The organism is Pseudomonas fluvialis (genome assembly GCF_014207935.1).
GTDB lineage: Bacteria > Pseudomonadota > Gammaproteobacteria > Pseudomonadales > Pseudomonadaceae > Aquipseudomonas > Aquipseudomonas fluvialis_A.
In genome coordinates, this window is the sequence record NZ_JACHLL010000001.1 from 573,633 (window position 1) to 592,626 (window position 18,994).

The window sequence follows — 18,994 nt, forward strand, 5'->3', positions numbered from 1 at the left end:
ATGCTTGATCTGGTCAATACACTCAACGGACTGGTCTGGAGCCCGGCACTGATTTACCTGTGCCTGGGCGTGGGTTTGTATTTCTCGCTGCGCGGCCGTTTTCTGCAGGTCCGCCATTTCAAGGAAATGCTCAGGCTGATGTTCGACGGGCGCGCTGATGCGCACGGCATTACGTCGTTCCAGGCCCTGACCATGACCCTGGCCGGCCGGGTCGGCACCGGCAACATCGCCGGCGTGGCCACCGCCATCACCTTCGGTGGCCCGGGCGCAGTGTTCTGGATGTGGATGGTGGCCTTCCTCGGCGCCAGCTCGGCCTTCGTCGAGTCCACCCTCGGCCAGGTCTACAAGGAAAAACTCGACGGTCAGTACCGCGGCGGCCCGGCGTTCTACATCGAACGCGGGCTGGGCATGAAGTGGTACGCGCTGATCTTCGCCGTGGTCACCATCTTCGCCTGCGGCGTGCTGCTGCCGGGCGTACAGGCCAACTCGATTGCCGTCGGCGTGCAGAACGCCCTGGGCATCCACCCCAACACCACCGCAGGCGTGCTGGCCGTCATGCTGGGCCTGATCATCTTCGGTGGGGTCAAGCGCATCGCCACCTTTGCCGAGGTGGTGGTGCCGTTCATGGCACTAGGCTACATCATCGTCGCCTGCGTCATCGTCGCCCTGAACATCAGCGAGCTGCCGGGCGTAATCAGTCTGATCTTCAAGAGCGCCTTCGGCCTGGATGCCGGCTTCGGCGCGATCCTCGGCATGGCGATCATGTGGGGCGTCAAGCGTGGCGTGTACTCCAACGAAGCGGGCCAGGGTACCGGACCGCACGCCTCCTCGGCCGCCGCCGTCAGCCACCCGGCCAAGCAGGGGCTGGTGCAGGCCTTCTCGGTGTATGTCGATACCCTGTTTGTTTGCTCGGCCACCGCGTTCATGCTGCTGATCACCGGCCAGTACAACGTCCAGGCCCCGGATGGCAGCGCGCTGTTCACCGGCATCGCCGGTGTCGCGGCAGGCCCGGGCTACGTACAGACGGCGATGGAAAACATCATGCCAGGCTTTGGCTCGTACTTCGTCGCCACCGCCCTGTTCTTCTTCGCCTTCACCACCATCGTCGCCTACTACTACATCGCCGAAACCAACATCGCCTACATCAACCGCACGATCAGCCGCCCGTGGCTGACCCTGGTGCTGAAGTTCGCGATCATCGCCGCCACGGTGTACGGGACGGTGAAGACCGCCGACCTCGCCTGGGGCCTGGGTGACCTGGGCGTCGGTCTGATGGCCTGGCTGAACATCATCGCCATTGTCCTGATGCACAAGGTCGCTTATGTCTGCCTGAAGGATTACGAGGCGCAGCAGAAGGCGGGCAAAGACCCGGTATTCCACCCGGAAAAGCTCGGCATCAAGAATGCCGATTACTGGACGGGCAACCGCTCCGAGGAAAACCTCAAGGCTGAACTAGAGGAGCTGGGTGAAACACCCAAGTCCTGACGGCCAGCCAGACAAAAGCCCCGGCGCCCGCCAACCCGCAAGGGTTGCCCGGGCGACCGGGGCTTTTTGTTTTAGCTCGCGAAAATCAGATCAGTCCGGCATCCGCCAGTTTCTGCTCCAGCGCCACCAGATCGGGGATTTTCACGACCTGCTCGTTGACCAGCGCGGCACCCAGTTCCAGTGGCGCCAGAGGCGCACTGGCAGGCGCCAGGTTGGCGTCGACCTTGACCGAGTGCGGAATGCCCTGCACCAGCAGAGCGATGAACTTGACATGCTCGCGCGCGCCCAGGGCATTGAGTACCGCTACCCGAGCGCCACTCGCTACCTTGGCCTCGCCATCGGAAGCGGCCTCGAACGACAGCAGCGGCAGGCGCAAATCACGCCAGGCAACCTGGCCGAGGAACCAGCTGGGCATGCCCTCGCTGGTCTGCGGGGCGCGGTAGGGAATCAGCTCGGCCACCGCCACGTTGGGCAGCAGCAGGGTACGGTCGGCCAGCGGCACCAGCAGGCCGGTCAGGTGGCTGCTCTGCTGGACGCTCGGCTGATTGCTCGGCTGGCTGCCCTGCTGAACGGTAACTTGGCTCATCGATCACTCCAGGATACGGCGAACGGCAGGCACCACAGGCCCGCCGGTGAATGGCTCAATTGACCTGCGCAGCCAGATGGTTGACCAGTGCTTCGGCCAGCTCGCGCGGATCACCGCTCAGCTCGCTGTAGCCGCCCTCGCGCAAGCTGTCGGGCATGCTCGGACAGGCACAGGAATCGGCTTTCTGCGTCCAGATCAAGCCACCCTGACGGCGCACATAGGCCGCCGCTGCGCTGCCATCGGAGCCCATGCCACTGAAGGCGATGACCCCGCACTGGGCACCGAACTGCTGCGCCAGGTTGAGCATCATCTGGTCGATCGACGGGCTGTAGGGCTCCGGCCAGGCACAGTTGGCAACCTGCATCTGCCCGTCCTCGCTGAAGCGCAGCTCATGGCTGATCGGCACCACTATGACTTCGCCATTGCGCACGCTGTCGCCATCGCGTACCGGATTGACGTGCCACTGGCTATGCCGGCCCACCGCTTGCGGCAGGCTGGCTTCGAAACTGGCATCGATGTGCTGGGCGTAGACAAAGCCCACCGGCAGACCGCCAGGCAACGCATCGAGGAAGGCCTTGACCGCCGCCGGACCACCCAGCGACGCCGCCAGCAACCACACCTGCTTGGCCGGCTCGCCAGCCACCAGGGGCGTGGCCGCCAGTTCCTGCGGCAAGCCCAGACGGGTGGTGCGCTGGGCTTCGTTGAGCAGCGCCTCCAGGCTCGGCCCCACGGCCTGAGCAGGATCGCCGACCAGGCGCTTGAGCTTGCCGAACAGGCGACGCTCCCAGCGCGGGTAGTTTTCCGAATGGCGCTCCGGGGCATGCCCCTCGCCAAACAGCACCGGGGCGCTGGCATGTTCCAGCAGGCTGTCGACCAGCGGCGAGTCCTCGGACTGGGCCAGGTCGACCAGCCACAGGTCGGTTTCGCAGCCGCTCAGGGTTTCCTGATCGAGCCGCGCCGGGTCGGAGTTGAGCACCACCTGATAGCCGTTCCCGGCCAAGGCCTGCTGCAACACATGGCGTTGCAGCGAGGTATCGGCGATGACGGCAATGCGCGCAGCGGTTTTATCAGTCATGGGCTTTAACCAGATTCTGGATGGTTTCGAGCAACAGCGACTCCTGGTAGGGCTTGCCGAGGTACTCGTTGACGCCGATGGCCAGGGCGCGCTCGCGGTGTTTATCACCGGTACGCGAGGTAATCATGATGATCGGCAGGTGCTTGAGGCGCTCGTCGTGGCGCACCAGGGTGGCCACCTCGAAGCCGTCCATGCGCGGCATCTCGATGTCGAGCAGCATGATGTCCGGCTTGTGCTCCTGCAGCTGGGCGATGGCATCCACCCCGTCCTTGGCCGTCACCACGTTCATGCCGTTGCGTTCCAGCAGGCGCGTGGTGACCTTGCGCACAGTGACCGAGTCGTCGACCACCATGACCAGCGTCGGCCGGTCACGCTCGACCTCCGCCTCGGTCGGGCCAACGCGCAGGACACGCGGCGCCTGGGCCAGGGCGTGAGCGTGAAGCACACGGATGGTCGCCAGCAGGTCGAGAATCACCACCACGCGACCGTCACCGAGAATGGTCGCGCCGGAGATGCCATGCACAGCGGCGAACTGCGCACCGAGGCTCTTCACCACGATTTCGCGGGAGCCTGCCAGGCTGTCCACCTGAACCGCCACGGCGTGTTCCGCCGAGCGCACCAGAATCACCGGCAGCGGCAGGCTCTGGCCGACCAGCTTGGGCTGCTGGCCGTTGTCCAGCAGCTCGCCGAGGTATTTCAGTTCGTAGGCCTGCCCCGCGTACTCGAAGCGCGGCGCATCGACCTGGCCGTCCTCGCGCTTGTACAGCTCCTCCAGCTCGAACGGCGAAACGCGCACGATACCTTCGATGGTGTTCAGCGGGATGGCGTAGAGGTCTTCACCGGAATACACCATCAATGCGCGGTTGACCGACACGGTAAACGGCAGGCGGATGGTGAAGGTGGTGCCCTGGCCGGCGGTCGAGTCGATGCTCATGCTGCCGCCGAGCTGCTTGACCTCGGAGTGCACCACGTCCATGCCGACACCGCGACCGGAGATCTGCGTGACCTTCTCGGCGGTGGAGAAACCGGCCTCGAGGATGAACTGCAGAACCTCGTGATCCGACAGGCTGCTGTCCGCATCCATCAGGCCGCGTTCGATGGCCTTCTTGCGCACGGCCTCCAGCTTGATGCCGCCACCGTCGTCGGCCAGGGTCAGGACGATATCGCCACCCTCGCGGCCGAGGTTAAGGCGGATGGTGCCCGCCTCGCTCTTGCCGGCCGCCAGACGCTGTTCGGGGCGCTCGACACCATGGTCGACGGCGTTGCGCAGCATGTGCTCCAGCGGCGCGACAATGCGCTCCAGCACGGTACGGTCCATTTCACCCTCGGCGTTGCCGACGATGAACTCGACCTGCTTGTTCAGCTCGCCCGCCACCTGACGGACGATCCGGCGCAGACGCGGCACCAGGCGGTCGAATGGCACCATGCGGGTGCGCATCAGGCCTTCCTGCAGCTCGGTATTGACCCGAGCCTGCTGCAGCAGCAGGGTCTCCGCGTCACGGTTCTTCGCCGCCAGGGTTTCCTTCAGATCGAGCAAGTCGGACGCCGACTCGAACAGCGCCCGCGACAGTTGCTGCAGGTGCGAGTGACGGTCCATTTCCAGCGGGTCGAAATCTTCGTAGCCGGCACGCTCGGCTTCGGCCTGGTAACGGCTGAGAATCTGCGCCTGAGTTTCGGTATCCAGACGGCGCAGCTGATCACGTACCCGCTCGATGGTCGCTTCCATCTCGCTGAGGGTGTAACCGACGTCACTGACCTGCTGCTCGACCCGACCACGGAAGATCGAAGTCTCACCCGCCAGGTTGACCAGGCCTTCTAGCAGTTCCGCCGGGACCTTGACCATTTCCTGCGGGGCACGGCGGGACGCCGCCTCCAGCGCCGCCTCCTGGGCGCGCTGCACGAAGGGCAGAACCTTGGCCGCCGAAGGCAGCATCTGCGCCGAGCTGGCCGCCGCGATAATTGGACTGTCGAGCTTAGGGTTCGCCGGCAGATAGTCCACAGCCGGAGCAGCCACGGGCACTTCGGCGCGCGGCGCAGGCGACTGCAGACTCTGGTTGACCCGCTCGCGCAGTTGTTCGACACCGGCCTGCAAACCTTCCAGACCGGACTGTACATCGGCCTGCAAACTCGCCGGCCATGGTTGGCCCTGGCGCTGAGCCTCGGTCAGGTGCTGTTCCAGATCATGGGCCTGATCGCCCAGCTGTTTCTGCCCGGCCAGGCGTGCACCGCCCTTGAGGGTATGCAGCACACGCAACAGTTCGGCGACCGGCGCTTCATTGGTGGGATCGTCCTGCAGCTGGTTACTGGCCAGCTCCAGGGCTTCCAGCAGGTCGTCCGCTTCTTCAAGGAAGATATCGAGGATATCGGCGTCGGCCTCATCGTCCACCGCCGCCACCGGCGCCAGCGGTTCCAGATGCACACTGGAGGGCACGCTGAGCTGTTCATCCGGGTTGGCACGGAAGCGCTTGATCGTATCGATCAGCACCTGGCCATCGGGGATGACCTGCTGATCACGCACGGCCTCGAGCATCTCGGCCAGTCGATCCTGGCAGGCCTGCAGCAAGGCAAACAGCTCCGGGCTGGCGCGCAGACGACCACCACACAGGCCCTCGTAGAGGAACTCCAGCTCATGGGCCAGATCGCCAATTTCGCGAATCTCGGCCATCCGCGCACCACCCTTGAGGGTGTGCAGATCGCGCTGCAGGGATTCGACTTCGAGGGTGTTGTCGACATTTTCCATCCAGCGCTGCAGAGCCGCACCGGCGCTGTCGAGGATATCGAAGCCCTCTTCCAGGAAAATCTCCACCAGCTCCGGATCGCGTTCATCCAGTGCGACCGGCGTCGGCGTATGGCTGCTAACGGGCTGCACTTGCGCAACGGGCTCGGCGACCCCTTCAACCACGTCGAGCGTCTCGACCTCGGTCGCCTCGGGCTCCTCAAGCTCAACCAGAGGCAGATCCTGCGGCTGCGCTTCTATAACGGGTGCGTCTTCCACTTCCAGTACCGGCCACTCTTCCGCCTCGACCAGCAGCGCGGAGTCCTCGTCGACCGCCGGCAGTGCCGGTTCTTCGGCAAGTGCCTCGCTCTCCGGCGCCAGCGGCTCTGCGGCCAGCTCCAGCACGGGCCACTCTTCGGCTTCGGCCAACAGCGGCTGATCATCGGCAACGTTCAGCTCTGGCTCTGGCTCTGGCTCGGGCTCGGGCTCGGGCTCGGGCTCGGGCTCGGGCTCGGGCTCGGCAACGAGTTCTACCGGCTCAATGCTTTGTTCGTAAACTTCTGCCGCTGGAGCTTCCGGGGCAGCGTCTTCGCTCGGCAGCGGCAACGCGCCACCGGATTTGCGGAACGCCAGAATGGTGCCGATCAGCTCCTGCGGATCGCGCAGGCCGCGACCGGCCTGAAGCTGATCCAGTTGCTGGGCCAGGCAGTCATGACTCTGCTGCAGCAGGCCCGAAAGCGCCGGCGAGTACTGATAACGACGATCCACCAGGCCTTCGTAAAGCGACTCCAGCTCATGGGCAAGGTCGCCAATCGGCCGAATCTCGGCCATCCGCGCACCACCCTTGAGGGTGTGCAGGTCACGCTGCAGGGCTGCCAGCGGGCTGGCATTGTCCGGTTGCTGCAGCCAGCGATCGAGAGCCTGTGCGGCGCTGTCGAGAATGTCGAAGGCTTCCTCAAGGAAGATTTCGACCATTTCCTCGTCCAGCTCGCCCATCTCGCTGATCGCTGGCGCACCGACAGACTCGGCCACAACCGCCACCGCGATATCCGTCACCGGTTCGGGTTCGGGTTCGGGCAGGGTGAATTCGCTAACAGGCTCGGGCAGCTCGGGCGCCGCGACGTCAACCAGTTCCTCGATCAGCAGGTTCTGCTCCGGGCTCAGCAGGGCTAGCTGTTCATCCGACAAGGCACTGGCCAGCAGGGCACGCAGCGCTGCCTCGCGTTCCGGCTGGGCGGTCACCTCAAGGCCGGCGGCCACCTGATCCATCATGCTGATCAACGCTTCATGGGCCTGCTCGGCCTCACTGAAGAAAGTTTCGCTGACGGCCAGACGACCATCCTCGACCTTGCCGTAGATGTCGATCAGCAGGCCGCTGAGCGCCTGGATCTGCGGCAGCTCAGCCATTTCGGCGCCACGGCCGAGAGTGGTCAGTTCCTCCAGCAGGGCTCCGAGTTCCTGGCGCTCGGCCGGATGCTCACGCCACTGGCGCAGCAGGTCTTCGGCGTCGAGGAGGATATCCATACCCTCGGCGAGGAAGATGGAAATCAATTGCGGATCGCGTACCACGCCGGCATCGACCTGGCGCGATTGCTCGGCTGCTTCGAGGCGCTCATGATGCAGCTGCTGGATGCGCTCCAGCAGCTCGGCAGTGCCTTCGATTGGCGCCAGTCCCTGGCTGCTCAACTCGCTCAACCCTTTGCGCAGCAGCTTCTCGGCATCGCGCAGCAGCTCGGTTTCAGCGAGGTCAACCTGCAGCAGGTTGGCCTTGAACTCTTTGACCAGCTTCTCCAGTGGCGTGGCAATTTCGGCAATCGGCAGGATGCCGGCCATGTGCGCACTGCCCTTGAGGGTATGCAGCGAGCGCTGCAGCTCATCGGTCACCGGCTGCGGCAGCTCGCGGTCACACTGGGCCAGGAAGGCGGCCAAGTTGTCCAGATGGAACTCGGCCTCGCCACTGAAGATCTCCAGCAACTGCGGGTCGAGCAGCTCTTCTTCGGCATGCGCCACGACGCTTTCCGGCTCGACAATCTCAGGCAACGTCTCGCTGGCAATATCAGTGCCCGCGTCCTCGACTACCTCATTAGAGTCCGGGGCGACAAATTTTGGGGCGACTTCCCCCTTGGCCAGCGCGTGTGCGGTGGCGGCCAACTGGTCGACATCGTCACGCTGGCGCTGCTGCTTGGCGGCATACTCGTCGACCAGCGCCGGCATCAGCGCGACCACATCGGCCACCACCTGCTGCACGGCATCGCCCGGCTGGATGCTGCGATCCAGCACACGGTTGAGCAGATTCTCGATCGACCAGGCCAGTTCGCCGATGACCAGGGCGCGAACCATGCGACCACTGCCCTTGAGGGTGTGGAAGGCACGGCGGACTTCGGTCAGGGCATCCTTGTCGTCGGTATGCGCGCGCCACTGCGGCAGGTATTCGTTGATGGTTTCGAGGACTTCGGCCGCTTCCTCGATGAACACTTCCTGCAACTCATCGTCGATCGGCTCTTCATCGGCCGGCGGCGGCAACAGGCTCGGCGGAACATCCCGTGCCGGCGGATTGATCGCCTGCACCGGCGCGGCCATGACATCGGCCATGCTCAGCGGTTTTTCCAGTGGTGCCGAGGGCTCGACGACAGCGATGGGCTCCGGCAGCTCAACCTCGGGCAGCTCCAGCTCGGCAATCTCGCTTTCGCTCCAGGTCAGCGGCGCGGCATCGACGGCCTGCTCCAGGCCATCCAGGCTGAGCAGCTCATCATCGGTCTGCAACTCGCCCGCAACCGGCGCCCAGGTATCATCAGGCTCAATGACGTCACTGGCCTCCAGCTCAAGGCTGTCCAGTGACAGCTCACCGAAGCTGAGGTCGTCGGCAGCCACTGCAGTCGGCTGCAGCTCGGTTCCTGCCGGCGCGTCCCCTGCCAGATCAAGCGCTGGCAGTTCATCAAGCAACTCGAAGGTCAGCGGCTCATTGCCCGACGCGTCGCTCTGCAGCGGCGCTTCGTCCAGCCAGGACTGCGCCTCTGCAGGGGCTGCCATTTCTTCAGATTCGGGCAACGGGAGGGAAAACTCGATTTCTTCCTCCGCTTCCGCGGCGGCGCCGAGCTCGGGCTCTTCGCTGCCAAGCATATCCAGCTCGTCCAACGGATCGACCAGCGGCGCCGGCGCTTCCTCCGGCTCAGGCTCGTCGAGGATCGAGCGTTGCGGCTTGAGTGAATAGCCAAGGGTTTCCAGGCTTTCCTCGGCCACATCGAGAATCAGGTCGCCCTGACTGGCGTTGTCCTCGGCCAGACGCTCCAGGTAATACTCGACGCTGGTGATGGCGTCGGCCAAGGTGTCCAGGCTCTGCCAGTTCGGCACCGCCTTGCGCACCAGCAGCTGCTCTTGGATGTAACGATTACAGGCATCCAGCAGTGCGGCGGCACGCGCCAACGGAATCATCGCCAGACCACCACGAACCTGAGTCAGCAGCTCCGGAACACGGGCCAGATGCTCATGGTTCCACTGCGAGGCAATAAACTCGATGATCGCGTCCTTGGCCTGTTCAAGCCCGGTACGCGCCTCCTTGATCACCAACTGATGGATCTGCGCCACATCGGTAGTCGGCAGGTGCTGCTCATCGCTTGAGCCGTCTTCAGCGGGGCCGACCATGCCGGCCAGAGTCGCTTCGACGTAGAGCAGGGCGCCAGCTACATCCATCAATACCGCATCACTGGCCTCGCGCTGCCCCTGAGCCAGGCCGTGCAGCACGTCCAACTGATCGAGAATGACCTTACGCGGCTGACCAAAACCCAGCACCGCCAGGGTGTCGGCGATCTGTTTGAGCGGGGCCAGCATGCCTTCGAGCTCCGCCACACCACTGCGGTCGCTGCGCACGAACAGATCGAGGCTGTCCTTGACCCGCACCAGCTCTTCGCACAGAGCCGTTACCACCGAGCGCATCGCATCGCGGTCGGGGCCGGCCATGCGGGCGCGTTCCTCGTCGACCACCGCCGAATCCGGCAGGGCTTCATCGAGGCGATACTGCTCCTTGAGGGCACGAATACGCGGCGACTGACTTTCTGCCTTGGCCACATAGAACAGCAGGTTCTTGCTCAGCTCGTCCGGAGCACGCTGATTGAAACCCTCGGCGCCCTGTTCGACCAGGCGCTTGAGTTCATGATCGACCTGGCGCAGCAGGGTGCGCACCGAGGTGCCGTTCTGCACGCTGCCATTGGCCAACCCTTCGACGATGCCTGAAGCGATCTGCCACAGCGGCCCCAGCGGTGCCTCGCGGCAGAGGCTTTCCAGACGGGCGAACACACGCGCCATATAACCCAGGTTGGTACCCAGGTCCTGATTGCGGATGACCCCGACCAATGCCATCTGCAGCATCTGCCGCAGTTTGCGCAACAACACCGGCAGCTCGGCGGTACGCAACTGGGCCAGGGCGTCCAGCGACAGGGCTTCCTGGCGGGCGGACATATCCGGGGAGAACAGGCTGGTTTCCGAGAGCAGACTGTCGCCACGGGCGGCGCGCAGGTCGTTGAGCAGCGGCAACAACACCAGCGGCAGGTCGCGACGGGCGGTCTGGATCCGGTCCAGATAGATCGGCAACTGCAGGATGGCCTGCATCAGCACTTCCAGGGCTTCGCGCTGGTTGCTCGCACGGCCTTCGACCAGGGCCTGGGTCAGGTGCTCCATTTCCTCGGCGAGCAGCGCCGCACCGTAGAACTCGACCATCTGCAAGGTGCCGAGCACCTGGTGCACATAGGTCTGGCAGAAACGCAGTCGCGTCGAATCCTGCGGATTCTCGACAAACGCTTCCAGGGCCTGGCGCGCCTGTTTCAGGGTCTCGGCGATTTCACCTTTGACCCACTCCAGGGCGACATAGTCGTGCCGATCACCCATACCGACTCCGCTGCTCATAAAATCTTCCGGGTAAATGCCAGCACGCGCTCATCTGCTACCGCTTCCAGTTCGGGGTGCTGCCACTCGGCCACCTCCCCCACACCGATCACCAGCAGGCCTCCGGGAACCAGACGCTCAACCAGACGGTTGAGCAGTTCGCGGCGCCGCCAGCGGCGGAAATAGATCAACAGGTTCTGGCAAAAAATCACGTCCATATCGGACATAGGCGCCTTGGCCACGTCCAGTACATTCAGGCGAGCACAACAGACTCGCTCGGTCAGGGCGGGAACGACCTGAAAACGGCCATCTTCCCGCACTGCGAAATAGCGTTCACACAACTCGCCGTCCAGCTGCTCCAGGCGGCGCGCTGCGTAACTGGCCTCACGCGCCTTGTTCAGGGCATTGAGGCTGATATCGGTCCCGGTCACGCCGAACTGCCCCGTCCACTCGCTGTCCTTCAACACCTCGGCGGCGCAGATAGCCATGGAGTAGGGTTCTTCACCACTGGAGCAGCCTACGCTCCAGAGCGTCCAGGGTCGCGGCACTCCTTCACGTTCGAGACGCCCCTCAAGGTACTCCCTGAGTACGTCGAAAGACGGCGGATGACGAAAGAAACGGGTTTCCTGAACGGTCAGACGATCCAGCAGGGTTGACCACTCGACAGCGCCACGCGGCCCTTCCAGCACCTGCTGGTAATACAGGCTGTAGTCGCTCAAACCGAGCTCGCGCATACGCGCGGTCAGGTTGGTCTGCAAAAAGGCACGGCGCTGCTCACTGATCACCAGGCCGGTACGCTGCTCAAGCAGCGTCTGCCAATCCTGGAATTGTGCAGGCGTCATTTCGGCCACGGGTTGCAAGGCCCAGATGGCGCTTGGCTGCATGCCTTGGCCCTCGCTCATGGTCGCTTGGCGGCGGCCCCTTCAGGCCGCCGCGCCTCCGCTGATCAGGCCTGTTCCGGTGCGTCGGGCAGGTTGAAGCCCGATACCGACTTACGCATCTCACTGGCCATCTTGGCCAGGTTACCAATGCTTCGTGCGGTGGCGGTGGTACCGGCCGAGGTCTGCGAGGTGATCTCCTGGATCACGTTCATGGTGTTGGAGATGTGACCCGCCGACGACGCCTGTTGGCGGGCGGCGTTGGAGATGTTCTGAATCAAGGCCGCAAGGGTCTTGGATACCTTCTCGATCTCTTCCAGGGCCACACCCGCGTCCTGGGCCAGACGGGCACCACGGACCACTTCGGAAGTGGTCTGTTCCATCGAGATAACCGCTTCGTTGGTGTCGGTCTGAATGGTCTTAACCAGTGCCTCGATCTGCTTGGTTGCAGCCGAGGAACGTTCTGCGAGGCGCTGTACTTCGTCCGCTACCACGGCGAAGCCGCGGCCCGCGTCACCCGCCATGGAGGCCTGGATCGCCGCGTTAAGAGCCAGAATGTTGGTCTGGTCAGCAATGTCGTTAATCAGGCTAACGATGTCACCGATCTCCTGGGACGATTCACCCAGTCGCTTGATCCGCTTGGAGGTGTCCTGGATCTGCTCACGGATGTTATCCATGCCGGTGATGGTGTTGTGCACCACCTCGTTACCCTTGTTGGCAATGGCTACCGAACGTTCCGCTACCGCGGTGGATTCGGAGGCGTTCGCCGATACTTGGTCAATCGACACGGCCATTTCGTTGATCGCCGCGGAAGCACCGGCAATTTCCTGCGCCTGGTGCTCGGAAGCCTCGGCCAGGTGCATCGCCGTGGCCTGGGTTTCCTGGGCCGCGGCCGCTACCTGTACAGCGGTCTGGTTAATCGTGGCCACCAGATCACGCAGCTGGTCGATAGAGTAGTTGATGGAGTCGGCGATCGCACCGGTAAAGTCTTCGGTTACCGTCGCTTGTACGGTCAAGTCACCGTCGGCGAGGTCGGCGATTTCATCGAGTAGACGCAGAATCGCGGCCTGGTCACGTTCGGATTTCTCTTCACGCTCGGCCAGACGAGTACGGGTGGTCTGAACCATGACCAGACCGATCAGGATGATCGAAGCCAGTGCCAGGGCGCCCAGTACGTAACCGGCGAGGGTATTGAAGTAACGGCCACCGGCCAGGTTTTCGAAGCCGACCGCCAGGGAAGAAGCTTTGTCCAGCTGACTCTGCGACTCGGTGAAGATGGTGTTGGCTGATTCACGTACCTGGAACAGTTCCGGCGAGGTTTCCAGGATCTCGTCCACCGAGCCCGAGACGAACTCGAACAGCTCGGAAATTTCGGCCAGACGCTCCAGGGCTTCCTCGTTGGTCACCTTGGAAATCGACATGGCGGCATTGCCCTCGACCATGCCAACCAGTACGCGACCGAACAGGCTGGCGTCACGACCAAAGCTGTCGGCGGCCTGAACGGAGTCCTGGTCACCAGCCAGCACCTTGTTCACCGAGCCGAGGATACGCTCAGCCAGCAGCGACTGGCGCTGGGCTACCGAGACCTGATCGGCGGGCGCTTCGTTCTCCAGCAGGATGTCGACGACTTCTTCGTACTCGACCTGCAGCTGCGGAATGGTTTCGGCGAGGGTGGCAGCTACCTGGTGCAGCGACAGTACGGTCTGCTCACTGGCCAGAATGGCGTCGGCGTTCTGGCGCAGACCATCCCAATCCTTCTGCACGGCATCCATCTCGGCTTTCACCGCCTCAGGAGCAGCAGGCAGGCCAGTGGCTTCGTCACCCTTGGAGAGGATATTCCAGCGCTTCTCGAAGTCATTGCGCGCCTGCTTCAACAGGGCAAAAGCCTCGGATTTACCGGCCGCCGCTTCGGTGGCGTTCTTCGCGATGTTCTGCGACAGCACGCGCAGTTCGCCGGCATGGCTGATGTACTGTTTGTCGTACTCCGCCTGGGTGCCGAGATAGAAGAAGTTGGCAAACAGCAGCACGATGGAGATCACCAGGACTGCGAAGAGTCCGGCAATCAGCGTGTTACTGCGCACACCACTGAGGAGATTGCCTGCATCGAGTTTTTTCATTATCTGGCCCTCGCCTGGACCTACCACTTTGGGGTTCCACGTAACGCCAACGAGCCGGAAAACCCGACCCAACCTGTAAAATCTTGCGCCCTACAGACGCCAAAAGCCCGACTGAGACAGCCGGGCTAAACCGCAATATCGAGAAAACCCTGGTGCCTGGCCAACGCATGCGGACTGAACACCAGCCAGGGCTGCTCACGCTGAAACTGTCCCTGCACGAACGGCAGGATGCTCGCCTCCAGCGGCGGCAACTGTTCGGTGAACGAATCCACATTGAAGTGCTGCATACCGAATACTTCGTCGACCACCAAGCCCGAGAACACTTCCTGATGCTCGACGACCAGAACGCGCCGCTGCTTGCGCAGTGGCGACAGCTCGCCGCCGAAAAAGCCGCACAGGTCCATGATCGGCAACAGACGACCACGCACGTTGGCCACACCCTTGACCCAGATCTTCACGCCGGGCAGCAAGGTGTAACGCGGCTCATGCAGGACTTCGGTCACTTCCCCCATCGGCGCGACAAACAATCGCCCGCCCATGCGGAAGCCGATACCACTCCAGGTCTGCACGGTTTCCTGCTGCGACGGCAAGCCGGCAGCCAGGACGCGACAGCGCTGGTCGATATCACAGAGAAGCTGGAAGGGAGTCTGAGCGTCCGACATGCCGGCCTTATTCTTCTAGTTATGCACAGACCGCAGAACAGGCTTAGGCCAGAACTGCGCTCAGGGTTTTCAGCAGGGTATCTTCGTCCACCGGCTTGGTCAGGTAGTCACGCGCGCCCTGGCGCTTACCCCAAACCTTGTCGGTTTCCTGGTCCTTGGTGGTAACGATGATCACCGGAATATGGCTGGTTTCCGGGTCCTTGGTCAGCTGACGGGTAGCCTGAAAGCCATTGAGGCCCGGCATAACGATGTCCATCAGTACCGCATCAGGCTTTTCCTGACGAGCCAGAGCAACGCCATCGGCGCCATTTTCCGCCTTCAGCACCTGATGACCATGCTTTTCGAGCATGGCCGTCAACTTGTACATCTCGGTCGGTGAGTCATCAACAATCAGAATTCGAGCCATGGGGTCTCCCATCTGGAAAAGGCACAACGGCCGGAGCCGTACTACTAGGAGGCTTGCTCCACCGGGGTGAAATCAGGAACGTGGGCCTTGATCGCACCGAGCAACTCTTCCTTGCTGAAAGGTTTGGTCAGGTACTGATCAGAGCCGACGATGCGGCCTTTCGCCTTATCGAACAAGCCATCCTTTGAGGACAGCATGATAACCGGCGTTGATTTGAAGGCACTGTTGTTCTTGATCAGGGCGCAGGTCTGATAACCATCCAGACGCGGCATCATGATATCGACAAAAATGATGCTCGGATGGGAATCGGCAATCTTGGCCAAGGCGTCAAAGCCGTCGACCGCTGTAATGACATCGCAACCCACTTTCTTCAGCAAGGTTTCCGCGGTACGACGAATCGTCTTCGAATCGTCGATCACCATGACCTTCAAACCTTCGGAATGCTGTTCCATGTTCGCCCTACCATCGCCTCGGTGAGTCGTTATTCTTGCGTTATATCAGTGCGCTAAAGGCCCTGCCACCGACGGGCTGCGAGCCAATCGTCCAGTCTTTTTAGCACACTCTCTAAATGCAATCTATAAGCCCCCGGCCCACAAGGTTTTTTCCTTGACCGGAGAGCTACCCAGCGCCAACCTGAGCGCCTTTCACATCATTTGCCTGGCCATTCAGCGCCAGTTTCAAGCAGGAGCCGCCATGTCAATTCGCCTGGGCATCGTGATGGACCCCATCGCCAGCATCAGCTTCAAGAAGGACAGCTCACTGGCCATGCTGCTGGCCGCCCAGGCCCGCGGCTGGCAGCTGTTCTACATGGAACAGCAGGATCTCTACCAGGGCGCCGGCCAGGCCCGCGCACGCCTGCGTCCGCTGCAGGTATTCGATGATGCCGCACGCTGGTTTGAACTCGGCGCAGAAGTCGACCAACCGCTGCAGGATCTGGATGTGATCCTGATGCGCAAGGACCCGCCCTTCGACAACGAGTTCATCTATTCCACCTACCTGCTGGAACAGGCCGAGCAAGCCGGCTGCCTCGTGGTCAATCGCCCGCAGAGCCTGCGCGACTGCAACGAGAAGATGTTCGCCACCCTGTTCCCGCAGCTGACGCCGCCGACCCTGGTCAGCCGCCGCGCCGACATTCTGCGCGAGTTTGCCAGCGAGCAGCGTGACATCATTCTCAAACCCCTGGACGGCATGGGCGGCTCCTCGATCTTCCGCCATCGCGAGGGCGACCCGAACCTCTCGGTGATTCTCGAAACCCTGACCAACCACGGCCGCCAGCAGATCATGGCGCAGCGCTACCTGCCGGCCATCATCGACGGCGACAAGCGCATTCTGATGATCGACGGCGAGCCGGTCCCCTACTGCCTGGCACGCATCCCGGCGCAAGGCGAGACGCGCGGCAACCTGGCCGCCGGCGGCCGTGGCGAGGCCCGCCCACTGACCGAACGTGACCTGGAAATCGCCCGCACCGTGGGCCCGGAGCTGCGCAAGCGCGGCCTGCTGTTCGTCGGCCTCGACGTGATCGGCGAGCACCTGACCGAAATCAACGTGACCAGCCCGACCTGCATCCGCGAGATCGACAAGGCCTTCGATACCCGCATCGGCGAGCGCCTGATGGATGTCATCGCCGCCAAGCTGGCAGCGCGGACCACTTCATAGACTTTTCTCCGCCTGCTCGGCAGACTGCGCCCATTCGTTTTTGAAGCCAATGCAATGACTGCCGCCACCCCACTATCACTCCCCAGCAGCACGGTCCGCCCCGCGGACCGTCTCGGCTTCACCCTGCTGATCGCGGCGGTCCTGCACGTTGCACTGATTCTCGGCGTGAGTTTCACACTGCCGGGGCCCAGCCTGCTGAGCAAATCCCTGGAAATCACCCTGGCCACCTTTAAGAGCGAGGAAAAGCCCAAGGAGGCCGACTTCCTCGCCCAGGACAACCAGCAGGGCAGCGGCACCCTGGAGCACAAGGCTGCGCCCAAGACCACCGAGCAGGCCCTGTTTCAGGACACCGAGGTGAAAAAGGTCACCCCGCCGGCCGCGCCCCCCAAGGCCAGTCGCGAAGTCGCCCCCAAAGCCGCACTGGCCACCCGCACGCCACAGCCACAGAAGACCCCGGTCAAGCGCGAAGAACAGCAGCCAGAGCCGGACACCCGCCAGGCGCCGACCTTCGATCTGTCCCAGCTGTCTTCGGAAATCGCCAGCCTGGAAGCCCAGCTGGCCGATGAGCGCCAGGCCTACGCCAAGCGCCCGAAGATCCACCGCCTCAACGCCGCCTCGACCATGCGCGACAAGGGCGCCTGGTACAAGGAAGAGTGGCGCAAGAAGATCGAGCGTATCGGCAACCTGAACTACCCGGACGAGGCGCGACGCAAGCAAATCCACGGCTCGTTGCGCCTGCTGGTGTCGATCAACCGCGATGGCACCCTGTACGAGGTGCAACTGCTGGAGTCCTCCGGCCATCAGGTGCTCGACCAGGGCGCCATGCGCATCGTGCGTCTGGCCGCGCCCTTTGCCCCCTTCACCGGCGACCTCGCCGACATCGACCGCCTGGAGATCATCCGCACCTGGCGCTTCGAGCGTGGCGACCGCCTCTCCAGCCAGTAATGCGCCCGGCGCTTGATGCGCATCGACGCACGACGGAAACTAGCCGCATGAAAAATGCCCAGCAAAGCTTCCTCAAGCACCATTTCCTGATTGCCATGCCGCACATGGCCGACCCTCATTTCGCCCAGACCGTTACCTACCTGGTCGAGCACAATGAGGAAGGCGCCATGGGCCTGGTGATCAACCGTCCCAGCGGCCTGCACCTCACGGACATCCTAGAACAGCTGCGCCCGGATCAGCCCTGCGCCGAGCGTTGCCAGCAGCAGCCGGTCTTCAGCGGCGGCCCGGTGCAGACCGAGCGCGGCTTTGTCCTGCACCCGACCGGCCACAGTTATCAGGCAACCCTGGAGCTGGGCGAGCTGGCGCTATCCACCTCACAGGACGTGCTGTTCGCCATGGGTGATGGCGGCGGCCCGGAGAAATCCCTGATTTGTCTCGGCTATGCCGGCTGGGAAGCCGGCCAGCTGGAGGCCGAACTGGTCGACAATGCCTGGCTCAGCTGCCCGGCTGACAGCCGCATCCTCTTCGACATCCCCGCCGAGGAGCGCCTGAGCGCTGCCGCCGCCAGCCTGGGCATCAACCTCGGCCTGCTCACCGCCCAGGCCGGGCACGCATGAGCGCGCCACGCCTGCTGCTCGGCTTCGATTACGGCACCAAGCAGATCGGCGTCGCCGTCGGCCAGGCCATCACCGGCCAGGCCCGCGAACTGTGTGTGCTCAAGGCACAGAACGGCGTCCCGGACTGGAACAAGGTCGAAGCCCTGATCAAGGAATGGCAGCCGGACGCCATCGTCGTCGGCCTGCCACTGAACATGGATGGCACGCCCAGCGAGATGAGCGAACGCGCCGAGAAATTCGCCCGCCGCCTGCACGGCCGCTACCAGCTGCCGGTCCATACACATGACGAACGCCTGACCACCTTCGAGGCCAAAGGCCAACGCCTGGCCCAGGGCCAGCGCGGCGGCTACCGGGACAACCCGGTGGACGCCCTGGCCGCCGCCCTGCTGCTGGAAGGCTGGCTCGAACAGCACCCCAACACCTGAAATCCTCCGGAGACGCCATGATTCTGCCCAGCCCCGCCGATCTGCTGCCCGCCATGGCCCGCGAGCTGAAAGCCCACCTGGCCCGGCATGACATCGCCGCCGCCCGCTTCATCGGCATCCGCACCGGCGGTGTCTGGGTCGCCCAGGCCCTGCTCGCCGAACTGGGCCGCCAGGAAGAACTCGGCACTCTGGACGTGTCCTTCTACCGCGACGACTTCACCCGCAGCGGCCTGCACCCGCAAGTCCGCCCGTCGGAACTGCCCTTCGAGATCGATAGCCAGCATCTGGTGCTGATCGACGACGTACTGATGAGCGGCCGCACCATTCGCGCCGCCCTCAATGAACTGTTCGATTACGGCCGCCCGGCCAGCGTCACCCTGGTCTGCCTGCTCGACTTGGATGCACGCGAGCTGCCAATTCGCCCCGATGTTGTCGGCACCACCCTGTTCCTGCCGGCCGGCCAGCGGGTAAAATTGACCGGCCCGGCACCGCTGACCCTAGAACTCAGGTGCCTCGATACCCAGGCCCAGCAGTAAAGCGATCCGTGC

14 protein-coding genes are annotated in these 18,994 nt (G+C 63.4%); 6 read left to right on the plus strand and 8 right to left on the minus strand.

What is annotated here, in order from left to right; all coding sequences use genetic code 11:
- Positions 1–1,485, plus strand: a complete 1,485-nt coding sequence (locus HNP49_RS02555) for a sodium:alanine symporter family protein (protein WP_184680352.1) — start codon at positions 1–3, stop codon at positions 1,483–1,485.
- A gap of 85 nt (positions 1,486–1,570) precedes the next feature.
- Here the strand turns inward: HNP49_RS02555 and HNP49_RS02560 are convergent, their stop codons facing one another.
- From HNP49_RS02560 to pilG, 8 genes are all read right to left on the minus strand, one after another.
- Positions 1,571–2,071 (minus strand): chemotaxis protein CheW, encoded by a 501-nt coding sequence (locus HNP49_RS02560; RefSeq protein ID WP_184680354.1) that lies wholly within the window; start codon positions 2,069–2,071, stop codon positions 1,571–1,573.
- 55 nt (positions 2,072–2,126) lie between these two features.
- Positions 2,127–3,146 (minus strand): chemotaxis protein CheB, encoded by a 1,020-nt coding sequence (locus HNP49_RS02565; protein ID WP_184680356.1) that lies wholly within the window; start codon positions 3,144–3,146, stop codon positions 2,127–2,129.
- Entirely contained in the window at positions 3,139–10,743 is a 7,605-nt protein-coding gene (locus tag HNP49_RS02570) for an Hpt domain-containing protein (protein WP_184681149.1), read from the minus strand. Before HNP49_RS02570 ends, HNP49_RS02565 begins: the two co-directional genes overlap by 8 nt.
- Positions 10,744–10,757: 14 nt before the next feature.
- On the minus strand, positions 10,758–11,624 hold the full coding sequence (locus tag HNP49_RS02575; RefSeq protein ID WP_184681151.1) for a protein-glutamate O-methyltransferase: 867 nt from the start codon (positions 11,622–11,624) through the stop codon (positions 10,758–10,760).
- Positions 11,625–11,686: 62 nt separating this feature from the next.
- Entirely contained in the window at positions 11,687–13,735 is a 2,049-nt protein-coding gene (locus tag HNP49_RS02580; protein WP_184680358.1) for a methyl-accepting chemotaxis protein, read from the minus strand.
- A gap of 125 nt (positions 13,736–13,860) precedes the next feature.
- Complete coding sequence (locus HNP49_RS02585) at positions 13,861–14,397, minus strand: chemotaxis protein CheW (protein ID WP_184680360.1); 537 nt, start codon at positions 14,395–14,397, stop codon at positions 13,861–13,863.
- 43 nt (positions 14,398–14,440) lie between these two features.
- A complete protein-coding gene (gene pilH, locus HNP49_RS02590; RefSeq protein WP_095939800.1) occupies positions 14,441–14,803 on the minus strand; it encodes a twitching motility response regulator PilH in 363 nt (120 codons plus the stop codon).
- A gap of 44 nt (positions 14,804–14,847) precedes the next feature.
- On the minus strand, positions 14,848–15,255 hold the full coding sequence (gene pilG, locus HNP49_RS02595) for a twitching motility response regulator PilG (protein ID WP_095939799.1): 408 nt from the start codon (positions 15,253–15,255) through the stop codon (positions 14,848–14,850).
- A 241-nt stretch (positions 15,256–15,496) separates the two neighbouring features.
- Between pilG and gshB the strand changes: the two genes are divergently transcribed.
- Genes gshB through pyrR form a run of 5 tightly spaced genes read left to right on the plus strand, consistent with a single transcriptional unit; the run spans position 15,497 to position 18,982 of the window.
- Complete coding sequence (gshB, locus tag HNP49_RS02600; RefSeq protein ID WP_184680362.1) at positions 15,497–16,459, plus strand: glutathione synthase; 963 nt, start codon at positions 15,497–15,499, stop codon at positions 16,457–16,459.
- Between the two features lie 54 nt (positions 16,460–16,513).
- Positions 16,514–17,404 (plus strand): energy transducer TonB, encoded by an 891-nt coding sequence (locus HNP49_RS02605; RefSeq protein WP_184680364.1) that lies wholly within the window; start codon positions 16,514–16,516, stop codon positions 17,402–17,404.
- A gap of 47 nt (positions 17,405–17,451) precedes the next feature.
- Positions 17,452–18,021: a YqgE/AlgH family protein gene (locus HNP49_RS02610; protein ID WP_184680366.1), complete on the plus strand. Its 570-nt coding sequence runs from the start codon at positions 17,452–17,454 to the stop codon at positions 18,019–18,021.
- Entirely contained in the window at positions 18,018–18,446 is a 429-nt protein-coding gene (ruvX, locus tag HNP49_RS02615; RefSeq protein WP_095939796.1) for a Holliday junction resolvase RuvX, read from the plus strand. Before HNP49_RS02610 ends, ruvX begins: the two co-directional genes overlap by 4 nt.
- Positions 18,447–18,463: 17 nt before the next feature.
- Entirely contained in the window at positions 18,464–18,982 is a 519-nt protein-coding gene (gene pyrR, locus HNP49_RS02620; protein WP_184680367.1) for a bifunctional pyr operon transcriptional regulator/uracil phosphoribosyltransferase PyrR, read from the plus strand.
- The last annotated feature ends 12 nt before the right edge of the window (positions 18,983–18,994 follow it).

What these genes read in the sequence shown, in the direction of transcription:
- HNP49_RS02555 (WP_184680352.1), top strand. Translation starts at nt 1, where the DNA reads ATGCTTGATCTGGTCAATACACTCAACGGACTGGTCTGGAGCCCGGCA.
- HNP49_RS02560 (WP_184680354.1), bottom strand. Translation starts at nt 2,071, where the DNA reads ATGAGCCAAGTTACCGTTCAGCAGGGCAGCCAGCCGAGCAATCAGCCG.
- HNP49_RS02565 (WP_184680356.1), bottom strand. Translation starts at nt 3,146, where the DNA reads ATGACTGATAAAACCGCTGCGCGCATTGCCGTCATCGCCGATACCTCG.
- HNP49_RS02570 (WP_184681149.1), bottom strand. Translation starts at nt 10,743, where the DNA reads ATGGGTGATCGGCACGACTATGTCGCCCTGGAGTGGGTCAAAGGTGAA.
- HNP49_RS02575 (WP_184681151.1), bottom strand. Translation starts at nt 11,624, where the DNA reads ATGCAGCCAAGCGCCATCTGGGCCTTGCAACCCGTGGCCGAAATGACG.
- HNP49_RS02580 (WP_184680358.1), bottom strand. Translation starts at nt 13,735, where the DNA reads ATGAAAAAACTCGATGCAGGCAATCTCCTCAGTGGTGTGCGCAGTAAC.
- HNP49_RS02585 (WP_184680360.1), bottom strand. Translation starts at nt 14,397, where the DNA reads ATGTCGGACGCTCAGACTCCCTTCCAGCTTCTCTGTGATATCGACCAG.
- pilH (WP_095939800.1), bottom strand. Translation starts at nt 14,803, where the DNA reads ATGGCTCGAATTCTGATTGTTGATGACTCACCGACCGAGATGTACAAG.
- pilG (WP_095939799.1), bottom strand. Translation starts at nt 15,255, where the DNA reads ATGGAACAGCATTCCGAAGGTTTGAAGGTCATGGTGATCGACGATTCG.
- gshB (WP_184680362.1), top strand. Translation starts at nt 15,497, where the DNA reads ATGTCAATTCGCCTGGGCATCGTGATGGACCCCATCGCCAGCATCAGC.
- HNP49_RS02605 (WP_184680364.1), top strand. Translation starts at nt 16,514, where the DNA reads ATGACTGCCGCCACCCCACTATCACTCCCCAGCAGCACGGTCCGCCCC.
- HNP49_RS02610 (WP_184680366.1), top strand. Translation starts at nt 17,452, where the DNA reads ATGAAAAATGCCCAGCAAAGCTTCCTCAAGCACCATTTCCTGATTGCC.
- ruvX (WP_095939796.1), top strand. Translation starts at nt 18,018, where the DNA reads ATGAGCGCGCCACGCCTGCTGCTCGGCTTCGATTACGGCACCAAGCAG.
- pyrR (WP_184680367.1), top strand. Translation starts at nt 18,464, where the DNA reads ATGATTCTGCCCAGCCCCGCCGATCTGCTGCCCGCCATGGCCCGCGAG.